The sequence below is a fragment of the Neokomagataea anthophila genome (assembly GCF_018122595.1).
Classification (GTDB): domain Bacteria; phylum Pseudomonadota; class Alphaproteobacteria; order Acetobacterales; family Acetobacteraceae; genus Gluconobacter; species Gluconobacter anthophilus.
On record NZ_JAGRQH010000003.1, the window covers coordinates 259,430 to 277,906 of the forward strand.

Annotated in this window: 17 protein-coding genes; 5 read left to right on the forward strand and 12 right to left on the reverse strand. The window is 52.0% G+C overall.

Features of this window, described 5'->3' with window-relative positions; translation table 11 throughout:
• Positions 1-29 precede the first annotated feature (29 nt).
• The 11 genes from KB213_RS06495 to KB213_RS06545 all read right to left on the reverse strand — a co-directional run bounded on the left by KB213_RS06495 (position 30) and on the right by KB213_RS06545 (position 12,693).
• Positions 30-482, reverse strand: a complete 453-nt coding sequence (locus KB213_RS06495) for a type II toxin-antitoxin system RatA family toxin (protein WP_211681392.1) — start codon at positions 480-482, stop codon at positions 30-32.
• On the reverse strand, positions 482-1,486 hold the full coding sequence (lipA, locus tag KB213_RS06500) for a lipoyl synthase (protein ID WP_211681394.1): 1,005 nt from the start codon (positions 1,484-1,486) through the stop codon (positions 482-484). The genes KB213_RS06495 and lipA overlap by 1 nt, the downstream gene beginning before the upstream one ends.
• Before the next feature lie 3 nt (positions 1,487-1,489).
• Entirely contained in the window at positions 1,490-2,896 is a 1,407-nt protein-coding gene (gene lpdA / locus KB213_RS06505; protein WP_211681396.1) for a dihydrolipoyl dehydrogenase, read from the reverse strand.
• Positions 2,897-2,899: 3 nt separating this feature from the next.
• On the reverse strand, positions 2,900-4,129 hold the full coding sequence (locus KB213_RS06510) for a pyruvate dehydrogenase complex dihydrolipoamide acetyltransferase (RefSeq protein WP_211681398.1): 1,230 nt from the start codon (positions 4,127-4,129) through the stop codon (positions 2,900-2,902).
• Positions 4,130-4,134: 5 nt separating this feature from the next.
• Positions 4,135-5,505: a pyruvate dehydrogenase complex E1 component subunit beta gene (locus tag KB213_RS06515; protein ID WP_211681400.1), complete on the reverse strand. Its 1,371-nt coding sequence runs from the start codon at positions 5,503-5,505 to the stop codon at positions 4,135-4,137.
• 3 nt (positions 5,506-5,508) lie between these two features.
• Positions 5,509-6,513: a pyruvate dehydrogenase (acetyl-transferring) E1 component subunit alpha gene (gene pdhA / locus KB213_RS06520; RefSeq protein WP_211681402.1), complete on the reverse strand. Its 1,005-nt coding sequence runs from the start codon at positions 6,511-6,513 to the stop codon at positions 5,509-5,511.
• Positions 6,514-6,671: 158 nt separating this feature from the next.
• Positions 6,672-7,595 carry an indole-3-glycerol phosphate synthase TrpC gene (trpC, locus tag KB213_RS06525; protein WP_211681404.1) on the reverse strand — a complete coding sequence of 308 codons (924 nt, stop codon included), beginning with the start codon at positions 7,593-7,595 and terminating at the stop codon, positions 6,672-6,674.
• Positions 7,592-8,686 carry an anthranilate phosphoribosyltransferase gene (gene trpD / locus KB213_RS06530; protein WP_211681406.1) on the reverse strand — a complete coding sequence of 365 codons (1,095 nt, stop codon included), beginning with the start codon at positions 8,684-8,686 and terminating at the stop codon, positions 7,592-7,594. The genes trpC and trpD overlap by 4 nt, the downstream gene beginning before the upstream one ends.
• Positions 8,683-9,273 (reverse strand): anthranilate synthase component II, encoded by a 591-nt coding sequence (locus KB213_RS06535; RefSeq protein ID WP_211681408.1) that lies wholly within the window; start codon positions 9,271-9,273, stop codon positions 8,683-8,685. The genes trpD and KB213_RS06535 overlap by 4 nt, the downstream gene beginning before the upstream one ends.
• 67 nt (positions 9,274-9,340) lie before the next feature.
• Positions 9,341-10,768, reverse strand: coding sequence for an anthranilate synthase component I (gene trpE / locus KB213_RS06540; protein WP_211681410.1), 1,428 nt, complete (start codon positions 10,766-10,768; stop codon positions 9,341-9,343).
• The gene (locus KB213_RS06545) at positions 10,765-12,693 is read right to left on the reverse strand and encodes a peptidylprolyl isomerase (protein ID WP_211681412.1); all 1,929 of its coding nucleotides are present in this window, start codon (positions 12,691-12,693) and stop codon (positions 10,765-10,767) included. Before KB213_RS06545 ends, trpE begins: the two co-directional genes overlap by 4 nt.
• 181 nt (positions 12,694-12,874) lie before the next feature.
• Here KB213_RS06545 and tpiA point away from each other — a divergent pair, with 181 nt between their 5' ends.
• From tpiA to kdsA, 4 genes are all read left to right on the forward strand, one after another.
• Complete coding sequence (gene tpiA, locus KB213_RS06550) at positions 12,875-13,675, forward strand: triose-phosphate isomerase (RefSeq protein WP_211681414.1); 801 nt, start codon at positions 12,875-12,877, stop codon at positions 13,673-13,675.
• A complete protein-coding gene (gene secG / locus KB213_RS06555) occupies positions 13,672-13,992 on the forward strand; it encodes a preprotein translocase subunit SecG (RefSeq protein ID WP_211681416.1) in 321 nt (106 codons plus the stop codon). The genes tpiA and secG overlap by 4 nt, the downstream gene beginning before the upstream one ends.
• A gap of 80 nt (positions 13,993-14,072) precedes the next feature.
• Positions 14,073-15,704: a CTP synthase gene (locus KB213_RS06560; RefSeq protein WP_211681418.1), complete on the forward strand. Its 1,632-nt coding sequence runs from the start codon at positions 14,073-14,075 to the stop codon at positions 15,702-15,704.
• Entirely contained in the window at positions 15,701-16,519 is an 819-nt protein-coding gene (gene kdsA / locus KB213_RS06565) for a 3-deoxy-8-phosphooctulonate synthase (RefSeq protein ID WP_211681420.1), read from the forward strand. Before KB213_RS06560 ends, kdsA begins: the two co-directional genes overlap by 4 nt.
• Before the next feature lie 29 nt (positions 16,520-16,548).
• Here the strand turns inward: kdsA and KB213_RS06570 are convergent, their stop codons facing one another.
• Positions 16,549-17,016, reverse strand: coding sequence for a DUF3429 domain-containing protein (locus tag KB213_RS06570; RefSeq protein ID WP_211681422.1), 468 nt, complete (start codon positions 17,014-17,016; stop codon positions 16,549-16,551).
• A gap of 100 nt (positions 17,017-17,116) precedes the next feature.
• On the opposite strand from KB213_RS06570, the gene eno reads away from it, so the two are divergent.
• Positions 17,117-18,394, forward strand: coding sequence for a phosphopyruvate hydratase (gene eno / locus KB213_RS06575; protein ID WP_211681424.1), 1,278 nt, complete (start codon positions 17,117-17,119; stop codon positions 18,392-18,394).
• The last annotated feature ends 83 nt before the right edge of the window (positions 18,395-18,477 follow it).

An 18,477-nucleotide genomic window follows, 5' to 3' on the forward strand; every position in this document is an offset into this window, starting at 1 on the left:
AAGATTAGGTGGTTTTTAAAAAACAAAAATTAACGCTTCTTTTCCACTTGGTTGGTCCCGTAAATATCACGAGCACGTTTAATGAAGGCTGAGACCATGAGACGAACACCTTCATTAAAGACAACGCCCATCGCATTCTGAAGCAATCGGGACTTAAACTCAAAGTCCACGAAGAAGTCGACCAAGCAACCGCGGGGATCTGTTGTAAATGTCCAGACGTTATTTAAATAGCGGAAAGGGCCTTTTTCATAGCGTACATGAATACGCAAAGGCCGATCCAAGGTGACTCTGCTTGTAAAGCTTTCGCGAAAAGGTCCAAAGCCGACTGTTAAGTCAGCAACAAGCTCTGTTTCTGTATGACTTTTGACAACAGCTTTAACGCACCACGGCAGAAACTGTGGATACTTCCCGACATCAGCGACAAGATCAAAAAGCTGTTCTGGCGTGTAAGCAATGAGGCGCTGCTCGGCATGAGTCGGCATCAGGTGATGTCTTTCAGTCGGCTGTTTCGGGCGGCGCGTAATTGCGCAAAGTCACTATCAGCATGGTAAGAAGAGCGTGTTAAGGGGGAAGCACTGACCTGTAAAAAACCTTTGACGCGGGCCGTTTTGGCATAGCTTTCAAAAGATTCTGGCGTAACGAACTCAGCCACCGCAGCATGTTTTGGGGTAGGCTGAAGGTACTGCCCTAATGTCAAAAAGTCGACATCGGCCACTCGGAAATCATCCATCACCTGCCACACTTCCAAGCGTTCTTCTCCCAATCCCAGCATAAGCCCAGATTTTGTGAAAATCGAAGGGTCTAAGCGTTTAACACCGTCTAACAAACGGAGCGATTGATAGTAGCGCGCCCCGGGGCGAATTGTCGGGTATAAACGTGGCACGGTCTCGATATTGTGATTGAACACATCGGGGCGTGCTTCCACAACAATTTCCAGGGCTCCATCTTTACGCATGAAATCTGGAGTTAGGATTTCGATCGTCGTGCTGGGGGATGCGTCACGAATAGCATTGATAACACGGGCGAAATGGCGTGCCCCGCCATCAGCCAAGTCATCACGGTCAACAGATGTAATGACCACATGACGTAAGCCTAGTTTTGCTACCGCATCTGCGACGCGCCTTGGTTCATCATCATCTAATGCTTTTGGTAAGCCTGTGGTGACGTTACAAAACGCACAGGCACGCGTGCAAATTTCCCCCATGATCATCATGGTGGCATGACGTTGAGACCAGCATTCCCCGATATTCGGGCACGCGGCTTCCTCACAGACGGTCACAAGATTGCTGTCACGCATCAGCTTCCGTGTTTCATGGTACACGGGATGGTTCGGTGCTTTTACCCGTATCCATGCAGGTTTGCGCTGGATTGGGTTATCAGGCCGATGCGCCTTCTCCGGGTGACGGAGCCCCGTTTTGGGCTCCGTCACTGCCGGAGGTGCAATGCCAGTAGACTGGCGGTGGTCTATCGTAATGCGTTGAGACATGCGTTAGATATGCAACGCGCCGTCAAAGGCTGACAAGGTTGCCTCATGCATTGTTTCAGAAATTGTTGGATGCGGGAAAACCGTTTCCATCAACTCTGCTTCGGTCAGTTCACCAGTCCGGGCAATGACATAGCCTTGGATCATCTCTGTCACTTCAGCGCCAATCATATGAGCGCCCAGTAGCTCACCTGTCTTTGCATCAAAAACAGTTTTAACCAGCCCTTCTGTTTCACCCATTGCAACAGCTTTGCCGTTACCAATGAATGGGAAGCGACCTACGCGTACTTTGTGACCGGCAGCGATGGCTTTTTCTTCACTCAAACCAACAGAGGCGATCTGTGGGCGGGAATAGGTGCAGCCTGGAACATTGAGAGCATGCAATGGCTCAGGAGAGCGGCCAGCAATTTTTTCAACGCAAATAATGCCTTCATGGGATGCTTTATGCGCAAGCCATGGAGCACCAGCAACATCGCCAATGGCATAAATGCCGGTCTCACCTGTGCGGCAGAATTCATCAGTAATGATGTGCGTACGATCGACCTGAACCTTGGTGCCTTCAAGGCCAAGGTCTTCGACGTTGCCAACAATCCCGACAGCACAGATGACGCGGTCAACGGTGAGATCAACCTTACCAGCGGCGCTTTCGATCGTGGTGGATACTTCATTCTCGCCACGATTAAGCGGCCCGACTTTTGCGCCGGTGATGATTTTCATCCCCTGCTTTTCAAAAGATTTACGAGCAGCAGCGCTGATTTCTGGATCTTCGGCAATCAAAATACGATCAGCGACTTCAGCAATGGTAACGTCACAGCCCATATTGCGATAAAAAGATGCAAACTCGACACCAATTGCACCAGAGCCAATAACCAAAAGACGCTTAGGTAGCTCTTTTGGGGTCATGGCTTCACGAGCGCTCCAGATCAGCTTGCCATCTGTTTCCAAGCCGGGAAGTTGACGTGCTCTTGCGCCTGTAGCGAGGATGACATGTGGCGCCTTGAGCGTCGCAACAGCATTGCCGTCTTTTGTAACGTCTACGCGATGTGCTTCGCCTTCTCGGCCATTGAGTTTTGCAAAGCCATCATATGTTGGGACCTTGGCTTTCTTGAGCAAATGCCCAATGCCTCGCCCCATTTGACGTGCAATACCACGCGAACGACCGACGATTTTGTCGAGGTCGAACGCAATATTGTCGGCTGAAAACCCAAATGCACTGAGGTTATGCAGTTGGTGATGGATTTCAGAAGAGCGCAGCAGCGCCTTTGTGGGAATACAACCCCAGTTCAGGCAGATGCCGCCCAGATGCGTGCTCTCAACGACAGCAACACGCAGCCCGAGCTGACTGGCGCGCAGCGCGGCAACATATCCGCCCGGGCCGCCGCCGATCACGATCAGATCAAAAAGTTCAGACATGGATCAGACCACCAGAGTGTAAGGATTATGAATAATGTCACGCAGCGTGTTGAGCCACTGGGCTCCCAAAGCGCCGTCAATAGCGCGATGGTCAACAGACAGCGTGGCCGTCATCACAGTTGCAATAGCCAGTTGACCATCCCGCACAACAGGGCGCTTCTCGCCAGAAGCAATTGCTAAAATGGCAGCCTGTGGTGGGTTGATAATCGCGCTGAAATCACGAACGCCAAACATACCCATATTTGAAATCGAGAAGGTTCCACCTTGGAACTCTTCTGGCTTCAGTTTGTTTGCCCGTGCGCGTTTTGCAAGGTCTTTGGCTTCTGCGCTGATTGTGCGCAGAGATTTCGTATCCGCATTACGGATGATCGGCGTGATTAAGCCATCAGGGATAGAAACAGCCATAGAGATATCGACATTGTCGAAATGTAGCGTTTCAGCGTCTGTAAATTGAACGTTCAGACCGGGGGTCTTTTTCAGAGCAAGAGCAACAGCCTTGATCATCATATCATTCACAGAGATTTTGAACGCACCATCATGAGCCGCGCCGTTCAGCTTCGAGCGTAAGGCGAGCAAGGCGTCTAGTTCAATGTCTACTGAAACATAGAAGTGCGGAACTTGCGTTTTTGATTCCGTCAGACGACGCGCAATAACTTTACGCATGGTTGAGTTCGGAACACGCTGCACATCGCTGTTTGTTTGCGCAGCGGGCGTAACGTCAACGGCAGGGGACACGGCTGGTTTAGCCGCACCGTGCTCAACATCGCGCTTCAGAATACGACCATTTGGTCCCGTACCCTTCAAGCTGTTCAGTGCAATGCCCTGCTCATGGGCTAAACGCCGTGCGAGCGGAGAAACGAAAATGCGCTCAGCACTTGCGGGTTCCGTTGCCGGAGTTGCTTTTGGTGTTGATTCAGCTTTTTTCTCAGGCGCGGAAGGTGCCGGTGTAGGAGCAGCATTCTGTGATGCGGGGGCATCAGGAACGCTTTCACCGTCTTCAACCAGCACAGCGATTGGAGCATTCACCGCGACATTTTCTTGTCCCTCAGGCACAAAAATGCGGCCGAGAATACCTTCATCAACAGCTTCGACTTCCATAGTTGCTTTATCGGTTTCGATCTCAGCAATTACTTCGCCCGATGTAATGGTATCGCCTTCTGCTTTTAGCCAGCGTGCGAGCTTACCTTCGGTCATGGTCGGCGACAGGGCCGGCATCAAAATCTCAATGGCCATAACGATCAGTCCCGGAACAGCTTGCGTACAGCATCCACAACCCAGTCGGGCTTAGGAAGTGCCAGTTTTTCGAGGTTCGCTGCGTAAGGCAACGGAATATCGAGCCCACAGACGCGCGCGGGTGGTGCATCAAGCCAATCAAAAGCTTGTTCAACAGCAACCGTGCATATCTCAGAACCGATACCAGCAACGGGCCACCCTTCCTCAACAGAGACGATACGGTTCGTCTTCTTCACGCTGTTGATGATGGTTTCCGTATCTAGAGGACGGATGGTGCGCAGATTGATAACTTCTGCTTCAATCCCCTCCTCTGCCAGCTTAGCGGCGGCTTCTAATGCAACGCCGACCATGATCGAGAACGCAACGAGGGTAACGTCTTTGCCTTCACGCTCAATTTTAGCTTTGCCGATAGGAACGATGAAATCTTCATCTTCTGGGCACGGAAATTTTTGCCCGTAGAGGATTTCGTTCTCTAAAACCACAACCGGGTTCGGATCACGGATCGCCGCACGCAATAGGCCTTTTGCGTCAGCAGAAGACCAAGGTGCCACGACTTTGAGGCCGGGAATATGCGCATACCAGCTGGCAAAACATTGTGAATGTTGTGCACCTACGCGGGCAGCGGCACCGTTTGGTCCACGGAACACGATGGGGCACCCCATCTGACCGCCGGACATATAAAGCGTTTTGGCCGCGGAGTTGATGATATGATCAACCGCTTGTAGGGCGAAGTTCATGGTCATGAACTCCACGATAGGCTTTAGACCTGTTAGAGCGGCACCAACAGCCATGCCTGCAAAGCCGTGTTCGGTAATAGGCGTATCAATAACGCGCTTTTCACCGAACTCGTCCAGCAAGCCTTGGCTGACTTTATATGCGCCTTGATACTGGGCGACTTCTTCGCCGAGTAGAAACACATCTTCATCGCGTCGCAGTTCTGCGGCCATGGCGTCACGAAGTGCTTCACGAACGGTAATATCCCGTGTCGGGCCCCATTCTTTTTCGGCTTCGATGGCTTTTGCAACGGGTGCAACTGCAACGGGAGCATCTGCTGTTGGTGCGTTATGAGAAGATGCACTAGCAGATGATGCACTTGACCCGTTCAATAGAGCGTCTGCGGCAGATGCATCTTCACCGTCTTCTAGCAGCACGGCAATCGGCGTGTTTACAGCAACATTTTCAGTGCCTGCATCGACGATGATTTTACCGAAAATGCCGTCTTCTGTCGCTTCGACTTCCATGGTTGCTTTATCGGTTTCGATTTCAGCAATCACGTCCCCCGACTGTACAGCGTCACCGGGGTTACGTGTCCAACGAGCGATGGTGCCTTCTGTCATGGTGGGAGACAGTGCGGGCATCAGAATCAGAGATGCCATGGATTAGCCCTCCACCAGAATATCAGTCCACAGCTCGGAAGGGTCCGGCTCTGGGCAGGTCTTTGCGTAGTCAACGGCATCTGCAACGACGGCTTTAACGTCATCATCAATGCTTTTCAGTTCAGCCGGGTCGATGCCCCATTTTGCCATTTCAGCTTTGAGCGTTTCGATCGGATCACGCGTACGGCGCATCTCTTCGACTTCGTCTCGTGCACGATACTTGGCTGGGTCAGACATGGAATGCCCACGGTAGCGGTAGGTTTCCATCTCCAGAAGATATGGGCCCTTCCCTGCGCGGCAATGTGCGATGGCTTCTTGTGCGGCTTGGTGCACAGCAAGAACATCCATACCATCAACCTTGCGGCCCGGAATATTCCATGGTGCGCCGTTGCGTGACAAATCTTTGGATGCCGAAGCGCGCTCAATGGATGTGCCCATGCCGTAGCGATTGTTTTCAATCACATAAACGCATGGCAGCTTATGCAGGGCTGCAAGGTTAAAGCTTTCAAATACCTGTCCTTGGGAGGATGCGCCTTCCCCAAAGTACACGATGGCAACTTCATCTGTGCCACGGTATTTGTTAGCGAAAGCGAGGCCTGTGCCAAGTGCAACCTGCGCACCGACGATCCCGTGGCCACCATAGAACTCCTTTTCACGGGAGAACATGTGCATTGAGCCGCCTTTGCCGCGGGAGTACCCCCCTTCACGCCCGGTCAACTCGGCCATAACGCCGCGTGGGGTCATACCCGCAACAAGCATCTGTCCATGATCACGGTATGACGTGATGGACTTATCGCCCTGCTTCATATGCAGGCCTAGACCAACGACTACGGCTTCTTGACCAATATACAGGTGGCAGAAACCACCGATCAGGCCCATCCCGTAAAGCTGACCAGCCTTTTCTTCAAAACGGCGCACAAGGAGCATGTCCTTGTAGGCCCGCTTCATCGTCTCCGGCGGCAGCGCCGGACCATTCCCTTTGACAGGAACGGACGCCGTTTCGTTCATGGCGGTCTCCTGAAAAAATAGATTTCATCACAAACGATCAGTCTGTGACGTCAATTGATGGTGTTATTACCGGGAGTTTGCCCAGAACACCAGCACCGGAAGCCCTAACAAAAGATGTTTCGCTTCCGAGTGGTGTTTAAACACTATGATTTTGTGGGTTACGCATACCCTAAAAGGCGTCGTGCCGCTATGCCGGGATCGTCTTCACGCAGGAGGCTTTCACCAACAAGGACCGCACTCGCACCAACCTCACCGACCCGTATAACGTCATCTTGGGTACGAATGCCACTTTCAGATATGACAAGTCTATCTGGTGGGACCAGTGGTGCCAATTGGCGAGTGGTTTCGATGTCTGTTTTGAGGGTGCGTAGGTTACGGTTATTAATACCGATGAGAGACGTGTCGAGCGCAAGGGCACGGTTTAATTCGTCTTCATCATGCACTTCGACGAGAACATCCATATCGAGACCGCGTGCCGTTTCGATGAGTTCAACGGTTTGGTCCTCGCTGAGAGCCGCGAGAATTAACAAAATGCAGTCTGCGCCAATCAGGCGGCTTTCGTGCACTTGCCAAGGATCAAGGATAAAATCTTTCCGAAGAATGGGTAGGCTGCATGCTTCGCGTACAACACGAATATCATCCGTATTGCCGTGGAAGCAGGAGCCTTCTGTCAAGACAGACAAGCAAGTAGCGCCAGCATTAGCATAAGCACGCGCGATGCCTGCGGGGTCATAATCCGGGCGTAAAATGCCAGCAGATGGTGACGCCTTTTTGATTTCCGCAATCAACCCAACGTTTTTATCGGCGGTCAGGTGCTTTAATGCTTTGCCGAAGCCGCGTGTGGGGGTGGAGACTTCGCGGGCGCGGGCAGTAATTTCTTTGAGCGACATGCTTTGTGAGCGCTGCTCAACATCCAGCCTGGTGCGTGCGCAAATGCGCTGTAAGACGTCCCCTTTGTCCTGAATATCCGTCTTCGGGTTTTGGATGGGCTCCATAGTGGTTGCAGGAATGTCAGTATCCGGGAACTGATCCGGACCTTCAGGAGCGTAGGTTTTAGCCATGCGGCTCAGGGGGAATGTCATGATAGTTCCACATTCTTTGTAAAAGGCGCGACAGAGCGAATTCCAGCAGGAGATATTGCACGCTCTAGGGCCGCGTTGGCAGAACCATTATCGATGGCCTGCGCTGCACGTTTTATGTTGTTGGCAAAAGCTCGTTCGTCAAAACACTTATCCTGTATCACGGATCCATGTCCAGCGACGTGAAGGGCTGCTGCTGTGTTTAACAAAACGGTGTCTCGGTATGCTCCTTGTTGGCCATTGAGCATGGCTTTCAGAGAGCGGGCATTTTCAGCTGGTGTGCCGCCTCGCAAATCGGCAATGGGGCGTGATGGTAAGCCTACGTCATGGGCGTGGAAGGCAAAACGGTTTCGCTCGCCTTGCTCAAAGCGGAAAATATGATTGAGGCCGGACAAAGTAAGCTCGTCACTACCACCTTCATCGGTTTCGCTGTGGATAGTCCATGTGTAGACGCTGCCCAACTGATGAAGAACAGTTCCAAGAAGCTCCAGCCAGCGAATGTCAAAAACACCCAATAACTGCCGTTTTACACATGCTGGGTTACATAAAGGGCCGACGAGATTGAAAAGCGTTCGAAAACCTAAAGCTTTCCGCACAGGGGCAGCATGACGTAAGGCCGGGTGATGATATGGTGCGGCCAAAAACACGAGACCATCATGTTGTAAGCGCTGGCTAAGGACAGTCGGGTCTTGATCAATGCTGACGCCTAACTGTTCTAGGACATCAGTGGCACCTGAGCGTGACGACAGCGCTCTGTTACCGTGTTTGGCAACAGGAACCTCCATCCCAGCGAGGACAAAGGCAACAGCCGTCGAAACATTCAACGTATTTAAGCCGTCACCACCTGTGCCGCAGACATCAATTGTATCTTCTGGTGCATTGGGTACCGTATGCATATGCTGCCGAACAGCACGCACGGCACCTATCAGATCATGCTCAGTTTCACCACGAAGATGGAGTGCCGTGAGAAATGCAGAAAGTTGGATGGGGTCTGCAGTGCCAAGCATGACATCTTGGATGGCGTTTTCAGCATCCTGAGACGACAAAGCTTGGCCTTTGACCAGTTTTCGTAAACTGTTAGAAAGTTGTGTCATGCGGGTTCAGGAACCGTGATGCCTGCACATTCTAAGAAGTTAGCGAACAGGTCTTTCCCGCCAACAGAGGCGATGCTTTCTGGGTGGAATTGCACGCCATGAATTTCATAATCGCGGTGGCGAACTCCCATAATGACCCCATCTTGGGTCTTGGCATTCACACGCAGAACTTCGGGAATGCTGTCGGGGGCCAAGGTCAAGCTATGGTAGCGCACAACATCAACAGGGTTTGGTAAACCTGCAAACACACCCGTGTTATCATGCTCTACAGGGCTAATTTTACCATGCATGGGCACAGGTGCCCGTACAACGGTAGCACCAAAGACTTGACCAATAGCCTGATGCCCTAAGCACACTCCTAAGATAGGAATATGGCCAGCGGCAGCTTTGATCAGGTCACAACAGATGCCCGCGTCATCAGGAGCGCATGGGCCAGGCGATAAAACAATTGCCTGCGGCTTAAGAGCAAGCGCGTCTTCTACGCTGAGCGCATCATTACGCCGTACATCACAGTGCACCCCTAGCGCACCAAAATGATGCACAATGTTGAAGGTGAAGCTGTCATAATTGTCGATCAAGAGGATCATGGCCTGAGGTGGCTTTCACATGCTGTCACGTCACATCTAACTTTCATACATACATCATTCGTATATGTTAAATTTGATGTGTGGCATTTTCGATAGCAAGCTCTGCTGCCTTTAAGACGGCACGGGCTTTGGCTTTTGTTTCAAGAAACTCTGCGTGGGGGTCACTGTCCGCGACAACGCCGCATCCCGCTTGAACATGCAGCTTGCCGTTATGGACTAACCCCATGCGCAGGCCGATACATGTATCCATTTGCCCATCTGCTCCGAAGTAGCCGATGCAGCCAGCATAGGGGCCGCGTCGGGTTGGTTCGAGCTCGTCAATGATTTCCATCGCCCGGATTTTTGGTGCTCCCGTGAGAGTTCCTGCCGGGAAGGCTGCAATAAGCGCATCTTTGGCGGTCTTGCCTTCTGCAATAGTGCCGGTGACCGTTGAGGAAATATGCATCACATGGCTGTAACGCTCCACAACGAATTGATCTGGTACACGCACAGACCCTGATTGTGCGACCCGGCCAACATCATTGCGTCCAAGGTCAATGAGCATCAGATGTTCCGCACGTTCTTTTTGGTCCGCGAGGAGTTCTTCTTCGAGTGCGATATCTTCGGCGTGAGAAGCGCCGCGTGGGCGGGTGCCAGCAAGGGGGCGCACTGTGACGGTTTCGTCACGTAGGCGGACCAGAATTTCTGGGGATGAACCGACTAAGGCATATTCATCCATTTCCAATAAGAAGAGGAAAGGCGCTGGGTTAATGCGGCGCAAGCTACGATACAGCTCAAGTGGTGGCAGTGGGAAGTCGGTCGTGAAACGTTGGCTGGGCACAATTTGGAATGCATCGCCTGCTGCAATGTATTCTTGTGCTGTGCGTACGCTGTTTTCAAATGCTTCTTGCGTCATGTTACTAACGGGCGGCGCAAGCTTTGTCCCGGCAGGAAGATGTGGTGTTGTGTAGCCTAGGGGAGAGTTGAGTGCCGTGCGAGCTTCACTCAACAGGTTTTGAGCTGCCTCTTCTGTCATGCCTCCTCGAAGAGGTACGGCTAATGTGAGCTCATCTCTTACAGCATCAAAAACAGCGAAAAGGCTTGGTCGGATCATGATGCCTTCTGAAAGGCCTAGATCATCCTGAGGCGCATGAGGCAGGTTCTCCATGTGTCGGACCATATCATAGCCTAACACACCAAAGACGCCGCCAATCATAGGAGGAAGGTTGTCGGGGAGTTCCAGAGCGCTCTCTTCCACTAATGTATCGAGTGTATCGAGTGGGTTCCCGGAGAGTGGTGCTCCATCAAGTGTGGCGATGCCGTGACGGCATCGCCACACCCAATCAGGGCGAAGAGCAATAACCGTGTAACGTCCGCGTGAGGCCCCTCCTTCCACGCTTTCAAACAGCATACGAAAGGGGCTGTCAGAGAGATGGGCCAGTTTCAGATAGGCTGATACTGGCGTTAAGAGATCGGCTGCCTCAACGGAAAAGAGGACGTTCACGGCTTCGGTCATTGTGCGTTATTGCTCTGTGCAGACGTTACAACTTGATTGAAGAGAGGCATGTTGAGATGGGTCATCGGCCATTGCTTCTCAAGCGCCGTGCTAATGGCGTCTGGGATATCCATCTGTAAGGACTGGGTATATTGCCCCTCAACGCCATGCTGGATGGTCGTACGGTCTGCTGGTGCAGACGCTTCGATACCGTCCAGTGTTACCAGCCAAAAAGCATCATCACTTTGGTACATGGCACTTTCATGCGGCTTCAACGTGAAGAGATTGCGCGTGACGATGCTTGGGAGGCGGCTGTCAGGCTTGGCGCGGGATACATCAACATTCTGCCATAGATCATTGGCTTCGGGTTGACCGGACACGGCGACTGAAAGCCCGCTCTTTTTTGCTTGCGTGTAAAGAGCTGTTGCGCGCAGATCCGCCAAATGCTTGGCTTGGTCTTCTGCCCATGCTGCGGCGACGGCACTGCGGACATTATCGAAAGGTTGCACATTGCCGGGGCGAATGCTGTCGACAATAAGTGCATAAGCGGCATTATCGGGGCCTGAGACAATATGGGGCGCAGCAAGGGCTTTTTGCGCGAATGCCTGCTGGATAATTGCAGTCCGCAATTGTGGGCCGCCTGGGATAGGCGCGGGCACGCCTTCTGGTGTCATACCTTGCGCGTCCAGTGTGCCGGCAATGGGAGCTGCGCCAAGGTCGCTTGGGATTTTCTCAAGATCACTTGAACCGGCAATGGCATCTTGAAAACGATGCAGGCGTGCTTGCAGGGCTTCAGGTGCCTGCTGTTGTTGTACGTCATGGCGCAGTTGATCTTTAACTTGCGCAAAGTCGGTGTGATGTGGCGCAATAATGTCGGTGACTTTAAAGATAACCCAGCCAAATGCCGTGTGCACCGGGCCTTGTACTGTTTGAGACGGAGCAGCGAAGGCGGCTTGTGCTAGTTCGGCATTGGGGAGGTCACTTTTGCGCGCTTTTTCAGGTGTTGCTGGGATGGCGGATGGGTTGGCTTTGACCAGCGCATCCCATGACGTACCATTTTTCCAGCTATTCGCCGCGTCTTGTGCTTTCGCTTGATCCGTAAAGGACAAAACTTGCAGCGAGCGCGTTTCCGGCAAATTATAGATACGAGCCTGCATATCATACAATTTATGTAGAATGTCGTCTGAGACTTCGATGGTGCTTGCAACCGTCTCAGGCGTCATGAGGACTGCTTTAATGTGGCGGAACTCAGGTGTTTTGAAGAGGTCCGGGTGATTGTCGTAGAAGCGGCGAAGCTGCTCTTCACTTGGCGTGTTCGTTGCTTTATGCGCGGAAAACGGAATGCGCAGCACGCTTAGGCGGTGTGTGTCGCTTTCAAAATCGATCAAAAGGTTGGTCAAAATAGAAGACGCATGTGCTGATGCGCCAATGCCTTGCAGCAATGAGCGGCTGATGATGTCTTCACGCACCAATTCGATCAAGCGCTTTTCAGTTAAACCCATACGCTCGATTCGTTGATTCATTAAAGAGCGGTCAAATTGCCCTGCCGCATTATGGAATGCGGGAATGCTGAATATCTCATCGCGGATCATGCCGTCTGGAACAGACATGCCTGCATGTTCTGCTGCGAGTTGTGTTTCTTGTTGAATAACAAGGCTACGCAAAATCTCGCGTGCGATTTGCTGTCGCGCTGCCGCTGGCAGATGCGCAACATCCTGATAACCTAGCCGTTGTGCTGCGTTTGGAAGTTGTGTTTCCAAAGCACGCGCGAAGGTTTCGGCTGAAATTTCACGATCCCCGACCTTCGCAATCGTATTGGGAGAGGCAGAGTTGCTGCTGTTGAACACATCCCCTACCCCCCAGCCAATGAAGGCGAGGAAAATGAGGAAAGCGGCCGCGCGACCGGCCCAGGAATCAACAAAGAGGTGGCGAAGTGTGGTAATCATGGGGTCAGAATGGATCCGGCTGTCGTAACGTCGGGATGGTATGTTGGCAAAGCTGCCTTTAAAGAACCAGCGGGCACCATAATGTCGTGAACCCGGCTTGACCAGAACAAGCGTAGGTTCGACGTTAGTTCAAGTATTTTGGTACAGGTTTTTAAGGTCAGAGTCCTGACGCGGAGAAGGCATGAACGAATCGCCGAAGCTCATTATCGGCAATTGGAAGATGAATGGGCTACGAGCAAGCGCGCATCAGTTGACGTGCGATGTGCTCCAGAGAGCTCGTGCTTTGCCGAACGATGTACGTTTGGTCATTTGTCCCCCTTTTACGCAAATTGAGCGTACCAGCCGTATTTTGCGCGCCCGTAATGTCGGAGAGACGATTTTAGTGGGCGGGCAAGATTGTCATATGTCCCATAATGGCGCGCATACAGGAGACATCTCTGCTGAGATGCTTGCAGATCTTGGGGCACGTTATGTGATTTTGGGGCATTCTGAGCGTCGGCAAGCGCATGGTGAAACGGATGCGCTTATTCGTCTCAAGGTGCGTGCAGCCATGGATGCAGGGCTTCGGCCTGTGGTGTGCATTGGGGAAACGATGCATGAGCGCCAGGAAGGGCGTGCGGCATCCGTCCTAGCCAGTCAAATTGATGGATCATTGACCAGCGACTTTGAAGGTGTGCTCGCATATGAGCCTATTTGGGCTATTGGTAGCGGCGTGACACCCTCACGGGATGAGTTGGAGCGTACGCTGTATCTTTTGAGTGGTTTGCTGCGCTCTCGGCTTAAGAAGGATGACATTCGCGTGCCAATCCTGTATGGCGGCTCTGTTACGCCTGATCAGGCGCATGCCATTTTGTCCATTCGTTCAATTGGTGGCGTTTTGGTTGGGAACGCTAGTCTTGATGCGCTGCGCTTTACGCAGATTGCTGAGGCTGCATCCTTACAACTCTCTTCTCAACCTCTCTCTGGACCTTATAACTCATGACCACTGCACTTCTCGTTATTAATCTGCTGGTTGCATTGGCCTTGATTGGTACAATCCTCATTCAGCGCAGTGAAGGTGGCGGTTTGGGAATTGGTAGCAGCCAAGGCATGGGTTCGTTCATGACAGGGCGTGGTACGGCAACTCTTCTGACGCGTGCGACCTCCATCTTGGCTGGCATTTTTATGGTGCTGTGTTTGGTGCTGGCTTTGTTGAACCGCGGTGCCTCTTCCGGCGTTGGCGGGCATGATATTTTGGCACAGCCAGCAACCCAGTCCGCGCCACAAGCGCCTGCGACTGGTACTTCGGGAACACACTAACAAAAAAAGGGAGGAGATGCGTCCAAGATCGTGAATGGACGCTTCCCCTTCCCCCCATCTTCAGTGTATGAAGAACGCCCATGACGCGCTTTGTATTCATCACCGGCGGTGTGGTTTCCTCTCTTGGTAAGGGCATTGCTTCAGCAGCCCTTGCAGCCCTCCTTCAAGCACGCGGCTATAAAGTCCGTATGCGTAAGTTGGACCCCTATCTCAACGTCGATCCGGGCACCATGAGCCCGTATCAGCATGGCGAGGTTTTCATCACCGACGATGGTGCTGAAACAGATCTCGACCTTGGTCATTATGAGCGCTTTACCGGCGTTCATGCGCGCCGTGCTGATAACGCGACAACGGGACGCATCTATTCAGATGTGATCGCGCGTGAGCGCCGTGGGGATTATTTGGGTGGGACCGTTCAGGTTATCCCGCACATCACAGATGCAATTAAAGATGTAGTTGTCGCCGGGACGGACGAATATGATTTCGTTCTTGTCGAAATTGGCGGTACCGTAGGCGACATCGAAAGCTTGCCGTTCTTGGAGGCTATTCGCCAACTGCGTAATGATCTTGGTCATGACCAGACCATGTGCGTGCATTTGACGCTTCTTCCTTATATCCCGTCAGCGGGTGAACTGAAGACGAAGCCAACCCAGCATTCCGTAAAGGAATTGCAGAATGTTGGTATTCAGCCTCAAGTTCTTCTGTGCCGTTCAGATCGTCCAATCCCGGATAATGAGCGTCAGAAAATTGCGAATTTCTGTAACGTTCGTCCGCAGGCCGTTATTGCAGCTTTGGACGTAGATACGATTTACGCTTGCCCAATTTCGTACCATCGTGAAGGTATGGATAGTGAGGTTCTGCGCTATTTCGGCTTGCCTCATGAAGGTTCACCCGACCTGTCTCGTTGGGAAAAGATTGTTCACGCTATTCGTGAGCCTGAAGGCGAAGTGCGGGTTGCGGTTATTGGTAAGTACACAGCCCTTCTTGATAGCTATAAGTCCTTGGCTGAAGCGCTGTTGCACGGCGGTATCGCCAATAATGTACGCGTAAAGCTTGAGTGGATTGAATCTGAAGAGTTCGAAAAAACCGGTGACGTGTCTGAGCGTCTACAGGGTGTCGATGCTATTCTGGTTCCTGGTGGCTTTGGCGAGCGTGGTGCGGAAGGCAAGATTCTTGCTGTTCGCTATGCACGTGAAAACGGCATTCCATTCTTGGGTATCTGTTTTGGTATGCAGATGGCTGTCATTGAGTGTGCTCGTTCCTTGGCAGGTCTGCCTAAAGCCTCTTCCACCGAGTTCGGCCCAACATCCGAGCCGCTTGTTGGGCTGATGACAGAGTGGGCTCGTGGCAATGAGTTATTGCGTCGTCGTGAAGGCGGTGATTTGGGCGGTACTATGCGTCTTGGCGCATATGCTGCAAAGCTCGCAGAAGGTTCGCGCGTGGCGCAGGTGTATGGCCGTACGGAAGTGCGTGAGCGTCACCGTCACCGCTGGGAAGTGAACCTGAATTACCGTGATCGTTTGGAAGCTACAGGTCTGCGGTTCTCTGGGATGTCGCCGGATGGCGTGTTACCAGAGGTTGTGGAATACCCAGACCATCCATTCTTCATCGGTGTGCAATACCATCCGGAGCTGATGTCTAAGCCATTTGATCCGCACCCATTATTTGCGGGTTTCATTAAAGCAGCTCAAAAGCGGCAGACGGCACAGTGAGTATTACGGTTAAGGGGCTGACAATTGGCCCCAAAGCACCGTTCGCATTGATTGCGGGACCATGCCAGATTGAGTCCCGTGAACATGCGTTGGAAATGGCGGAGGCTCTGCACAGTCTGTGTGCGGAGCTTGGTATCGGGCTGATTTATAAAAGCAGCTATGATAAGGCCAATCGTAGTTCGGTTAGCGCTGCGCGCGGCATTGGCATGGATGTCGGGCTGGATATTCTGGCTGAGGTGCGCTCACGCTTTGATATTCCGGTCCTGACGGATGTGCATACTGCGGAGCAATGTGCAGTCGCAGCTGAAGTTGTGGATGTGCTGCAAATTCCTGCGTTTTTGTGCCGTCAGACAGATCTTCTGTTGGCTGCGGGGAAAACTGGCAAGGCGATTAACGTCAAAAAAGGTCAGTTTCTTGCGCCGTGGGACATGGAAAATGTGGCAAAGAAAATTGCTTCAACCGGCAATGAGCGCATTATGCTTTGCGATCGTGGAACAAGCTTTGGTTACAATACGCTTGTAAGTGATTTTCGTGGTTTGCCGATTATGGCGCAAACTGGTTATCCGGTTGTATTCGATGCAACGCACTCTGTTCAACAGCCGGGTGGCTTGGGTGCTTCCACGGGTGGGCAGCGCGAGTTTGTGGAACCATTAGCGCGTGCAGCGTTGGCGATTGGCGTTTCAGCGGTCTTTATCGAAACTCATCAAGATCCTGACCGCGCACCGAGTGATGGCCCAACGATGGTTCCATTGTCTGAGATGCGTGGTTTGTTAACGCGCCTTAAAGCAATTGACGCGTTGAACAAATCTTTTTGAAGTAACGTATTGTTGGGAATCTGTACCGTTCAGGTTCCCAATAGTGCTATTATCAAGCTGGCAACGGCTCCGATGGTAAGTGCTGGGCGCAGTCGTATGTAGCCTTGTGGTACAGCCCCTCTTTTCCATCCTATTTTCTCAACACTATAAGCTGCCACGAATCCTAATATCTCGGTTGTTAGGCCGGACCTAAGGTTGATGACCATACCGATATAGAGCGACAGCCATGCTAAAACAGCAGGGCATACGCCGAATATTAGTCTCCATCTATCAAGGTCTGAGGTTGTGCGATTGGAGATAATATCGGGTCTCTCCATCGCGAGGCCCCAGTGCACAGCGCCAAGAAATGAGAGAACGCACGCTCCGTAGGCGAGTAGTGCCATCATGAGGTGTGGTTGTGGGGCGAAGAGATGGCCAATGAAAATGCTGCCTCCCAAGAAGGCAAAAGGCACGAGTCCTACAAAGCTCAGTAGGAATATTAAAAACGGTAAACGCATCTACGAGATTGACCTCCGGTCCTGATTTTGAGACGACTACTTTCCGTTCCGTCTGGGTTCGAGCCGATCCCGGCTCACACTTTTTACGAGGAGAGCCCCCATGAGCGCTATTGTCGATATCATTGCCCGCGAGATTCTGGATAGTCGCGGCAATCCAACCGTTGAGGTTGAAGTAGAACTTTCCTCTGGAGCCCGTGGTCGTGCTGCTGTTCCGTCAGGCGCTTCAACAGGTGCGCATGAAGCTGTTGAACTGCGTGACGGAGATAAGTCCCGTTTTAATGGTAAGGGCGTACAGAAGGCCTGTGGTTTCGTAGAGAGTGAAATTCTCGAAGTTCTGCAAGGTGCTGAATCTGAAGATCAAATCGCAATTGATAATGCGATGATTGAACTTGATGGCACCCCGAATAAGTCTCGCCTTGGTGCGAATGCTATTTTGGGTGTTTCTTTGGCGGTCGCAAAGGCAACGGCTGAAGAGCTCGAACTGCCATTGTATCGTTATGTTGGCGGTGTGTTCGCGCATACTCTTCCCGTTCCGATGATGAACATCGTGAATGGTGGTGAGCATGCTGATAACCCCATCGACATCCAAGAATTCATGATCCAGCCGGTCGGCGCTTCAACGATTGCTGAAGCTGTTCGTATGGGGTCAGAGATTTTTACGGCTCTGAAAAAAGGTCTTTCTGCTGCAGGTCACAACACCAACGTTGGTGATGAAGGTGGTTTTGCGCCGAACCTACAATCTGCAGAAGAAGCTCTGGGCTTTATTTCAAAGTCTGTTGAAGCTGCCGGTTACCGCCCGGGTGAAGATGTCACCTTCGCACTGGATTGTGCTTCTACGGAATTTTATCGTGATGGTCAGTACAATCTGAAGGGTGAAGGTAAGACCTTCGATTCAGACGGTATGATTTCTTATCTTGATGATCTGACGCGTAAGTTCCCTATCGTTTCCATCGAAGACGGCTTGGCTGAAGATGATTGGGAAGGTTGGGCAGAGCTGACGAAGCGTCTGGGCGGTCGTGTGCAGTTGGTTGGTGATGATTTGTTTGTCACGAACCCGGAGCGTCTGCGTCGTGGTATCGCTGCAGGAACAGGCAATGCTCTGCTTGTTAAGGTTAACCAGATTGGCACTTTGACGGAAACGCTGGAAGCCGTTGAGACGGCGCATAAAGCGGGTTACCGTTGCGTTATGAGCCATCGTTCAGGTGAGACGGAAGATGCTGTAATTGCAGATCTTGCTGTTGCCACGAACTGCGCGCAGATCAAGACAGGTTCCCTGTCACGTTCTGACCGTACGGCGAAGTACAACCAATTGATCCGTATTGAGCAGCAGCTTGGTAGTGCGGCTCGCTATGCAGGCCGTAGCATTTTGAAGGCATAACATCAGAAGCAAACGTTAGCTTGCACTGATGAAGTGTTTTTTGGGGCACCCATAGCGTAATGCTATGGGTGTTTCTATTTGTA

Excerpts from the sequence above, each read along its gene's own strand:
- trpD (WP_211681406.1), bottom strand. The coding sequence starts at position 8,686 with ATGACACAACTTTCTAACAGTTTACGAAAACTGGTCAAAGGCCAAGCT.
- lpdA (WP_211681396.1), bottom strand. The coding sequence starts at position 2,896 with ATGTCTGAACTTTTTGATCTGATCGTGATCGGCGGCGGCCCGGGCGGA.
- trpE (WP_211681410.1), bottom strand. The coding sequence starts at position 10,768 with ATGACCGAAGCCGTGAACGTCCTCTTTTCCGTTGAGGCAGCCGATCTC.
- pdhA (WP_211681402.1), bottom strand. The coding sequence starts at position 6,513 with ATGAACGAAACGGCGTCCGTTCCTGTCAAAGGGAATGGTCCGGCGCTG.
- KB213_RS06495 (WP_211681392.1), bottom strand. The coding sequence starts at position 482 with ATGCCGACTCATGCCGAGCAGCGCCTCATTGCTTACACGCCAGAACAG.
- KB213_RS06510 (WP_211681398.1), bottom strand. The coding sequence starts at position 4,129 with ATGGCCATTGAGATTTTGATGCCGGCCCTGTCGCCGACCATGACCGAA.
- KB213_RS06560 (WP_211681418.1), top strand. The coding sequence starts at position 14,073 with ATGACGCGCTTTGTATTCATCACCGGCGGTGTGGTTTCCTCTCTTGGT.
- KB213_RS06570 (WP_211681422.1), bottom strand. The coding sequence starts at position 17,016 with ATGCGTTTACCGTTTTTAATATTCCTACTGAGCTTTGTAGGACTCGTG.
- KB213_RS06535 (WP_211681408.1), bottom strand. The coding sequence starts at position 9,273 with ATGATCCTCTTGATCGACAATTATGACAGCTTCACCTTCAACATTGTG.
- tpiA (WP_211681414.1), top strand. The coding sequence starts at position 12,875 with ATGAACGAATCGCCGAAGCTCATTATCGGCAATTGGAAGATGAATGGG.
- trpC (WP_211681404.1), bottom strand. The coding sequence starts at position 7,595 with ATGACATTCCCCCTGAGCCGCATGGCTAAAACCTACGCTCCTGAAGGT.
- KB213_RS06545 (WP_211681412.1), bottom strand. The coding sequence starts at position 12,693 with ATGATTACCACACTTCGCCACCTCTTTGTTGATTCCTGGGCCGGTCGC.
- KB213_RS06515 (WP_211681400.1), bottom strand. The coding sequence starts at position 5,505 with ATGGCATCTCTGATTCTGATGCCCGCACTGTCTCCCACCATGACAGAA.
- secG (WP_211681416.1), top strand. The coding sequence starts at position 13,672 with ATGACCACTGCACTTCTCGTTATTAATCTGCTGGTTGCATTGGCCTTG.
- eno (WP_211681424.1), top strand. The coding sequence starts at position 17,117 with ATGAGCGCTATTGTCGATATCATTGCCCGCGAGATTCTGGATAGTCGC.
- lipA (WP_211681394.1), bottom strand. The coding sequence starts at position 1,486 with ATGTCTCAACGCATTACGATAGACCACCGCCAGTCTACTGGCATTGCA.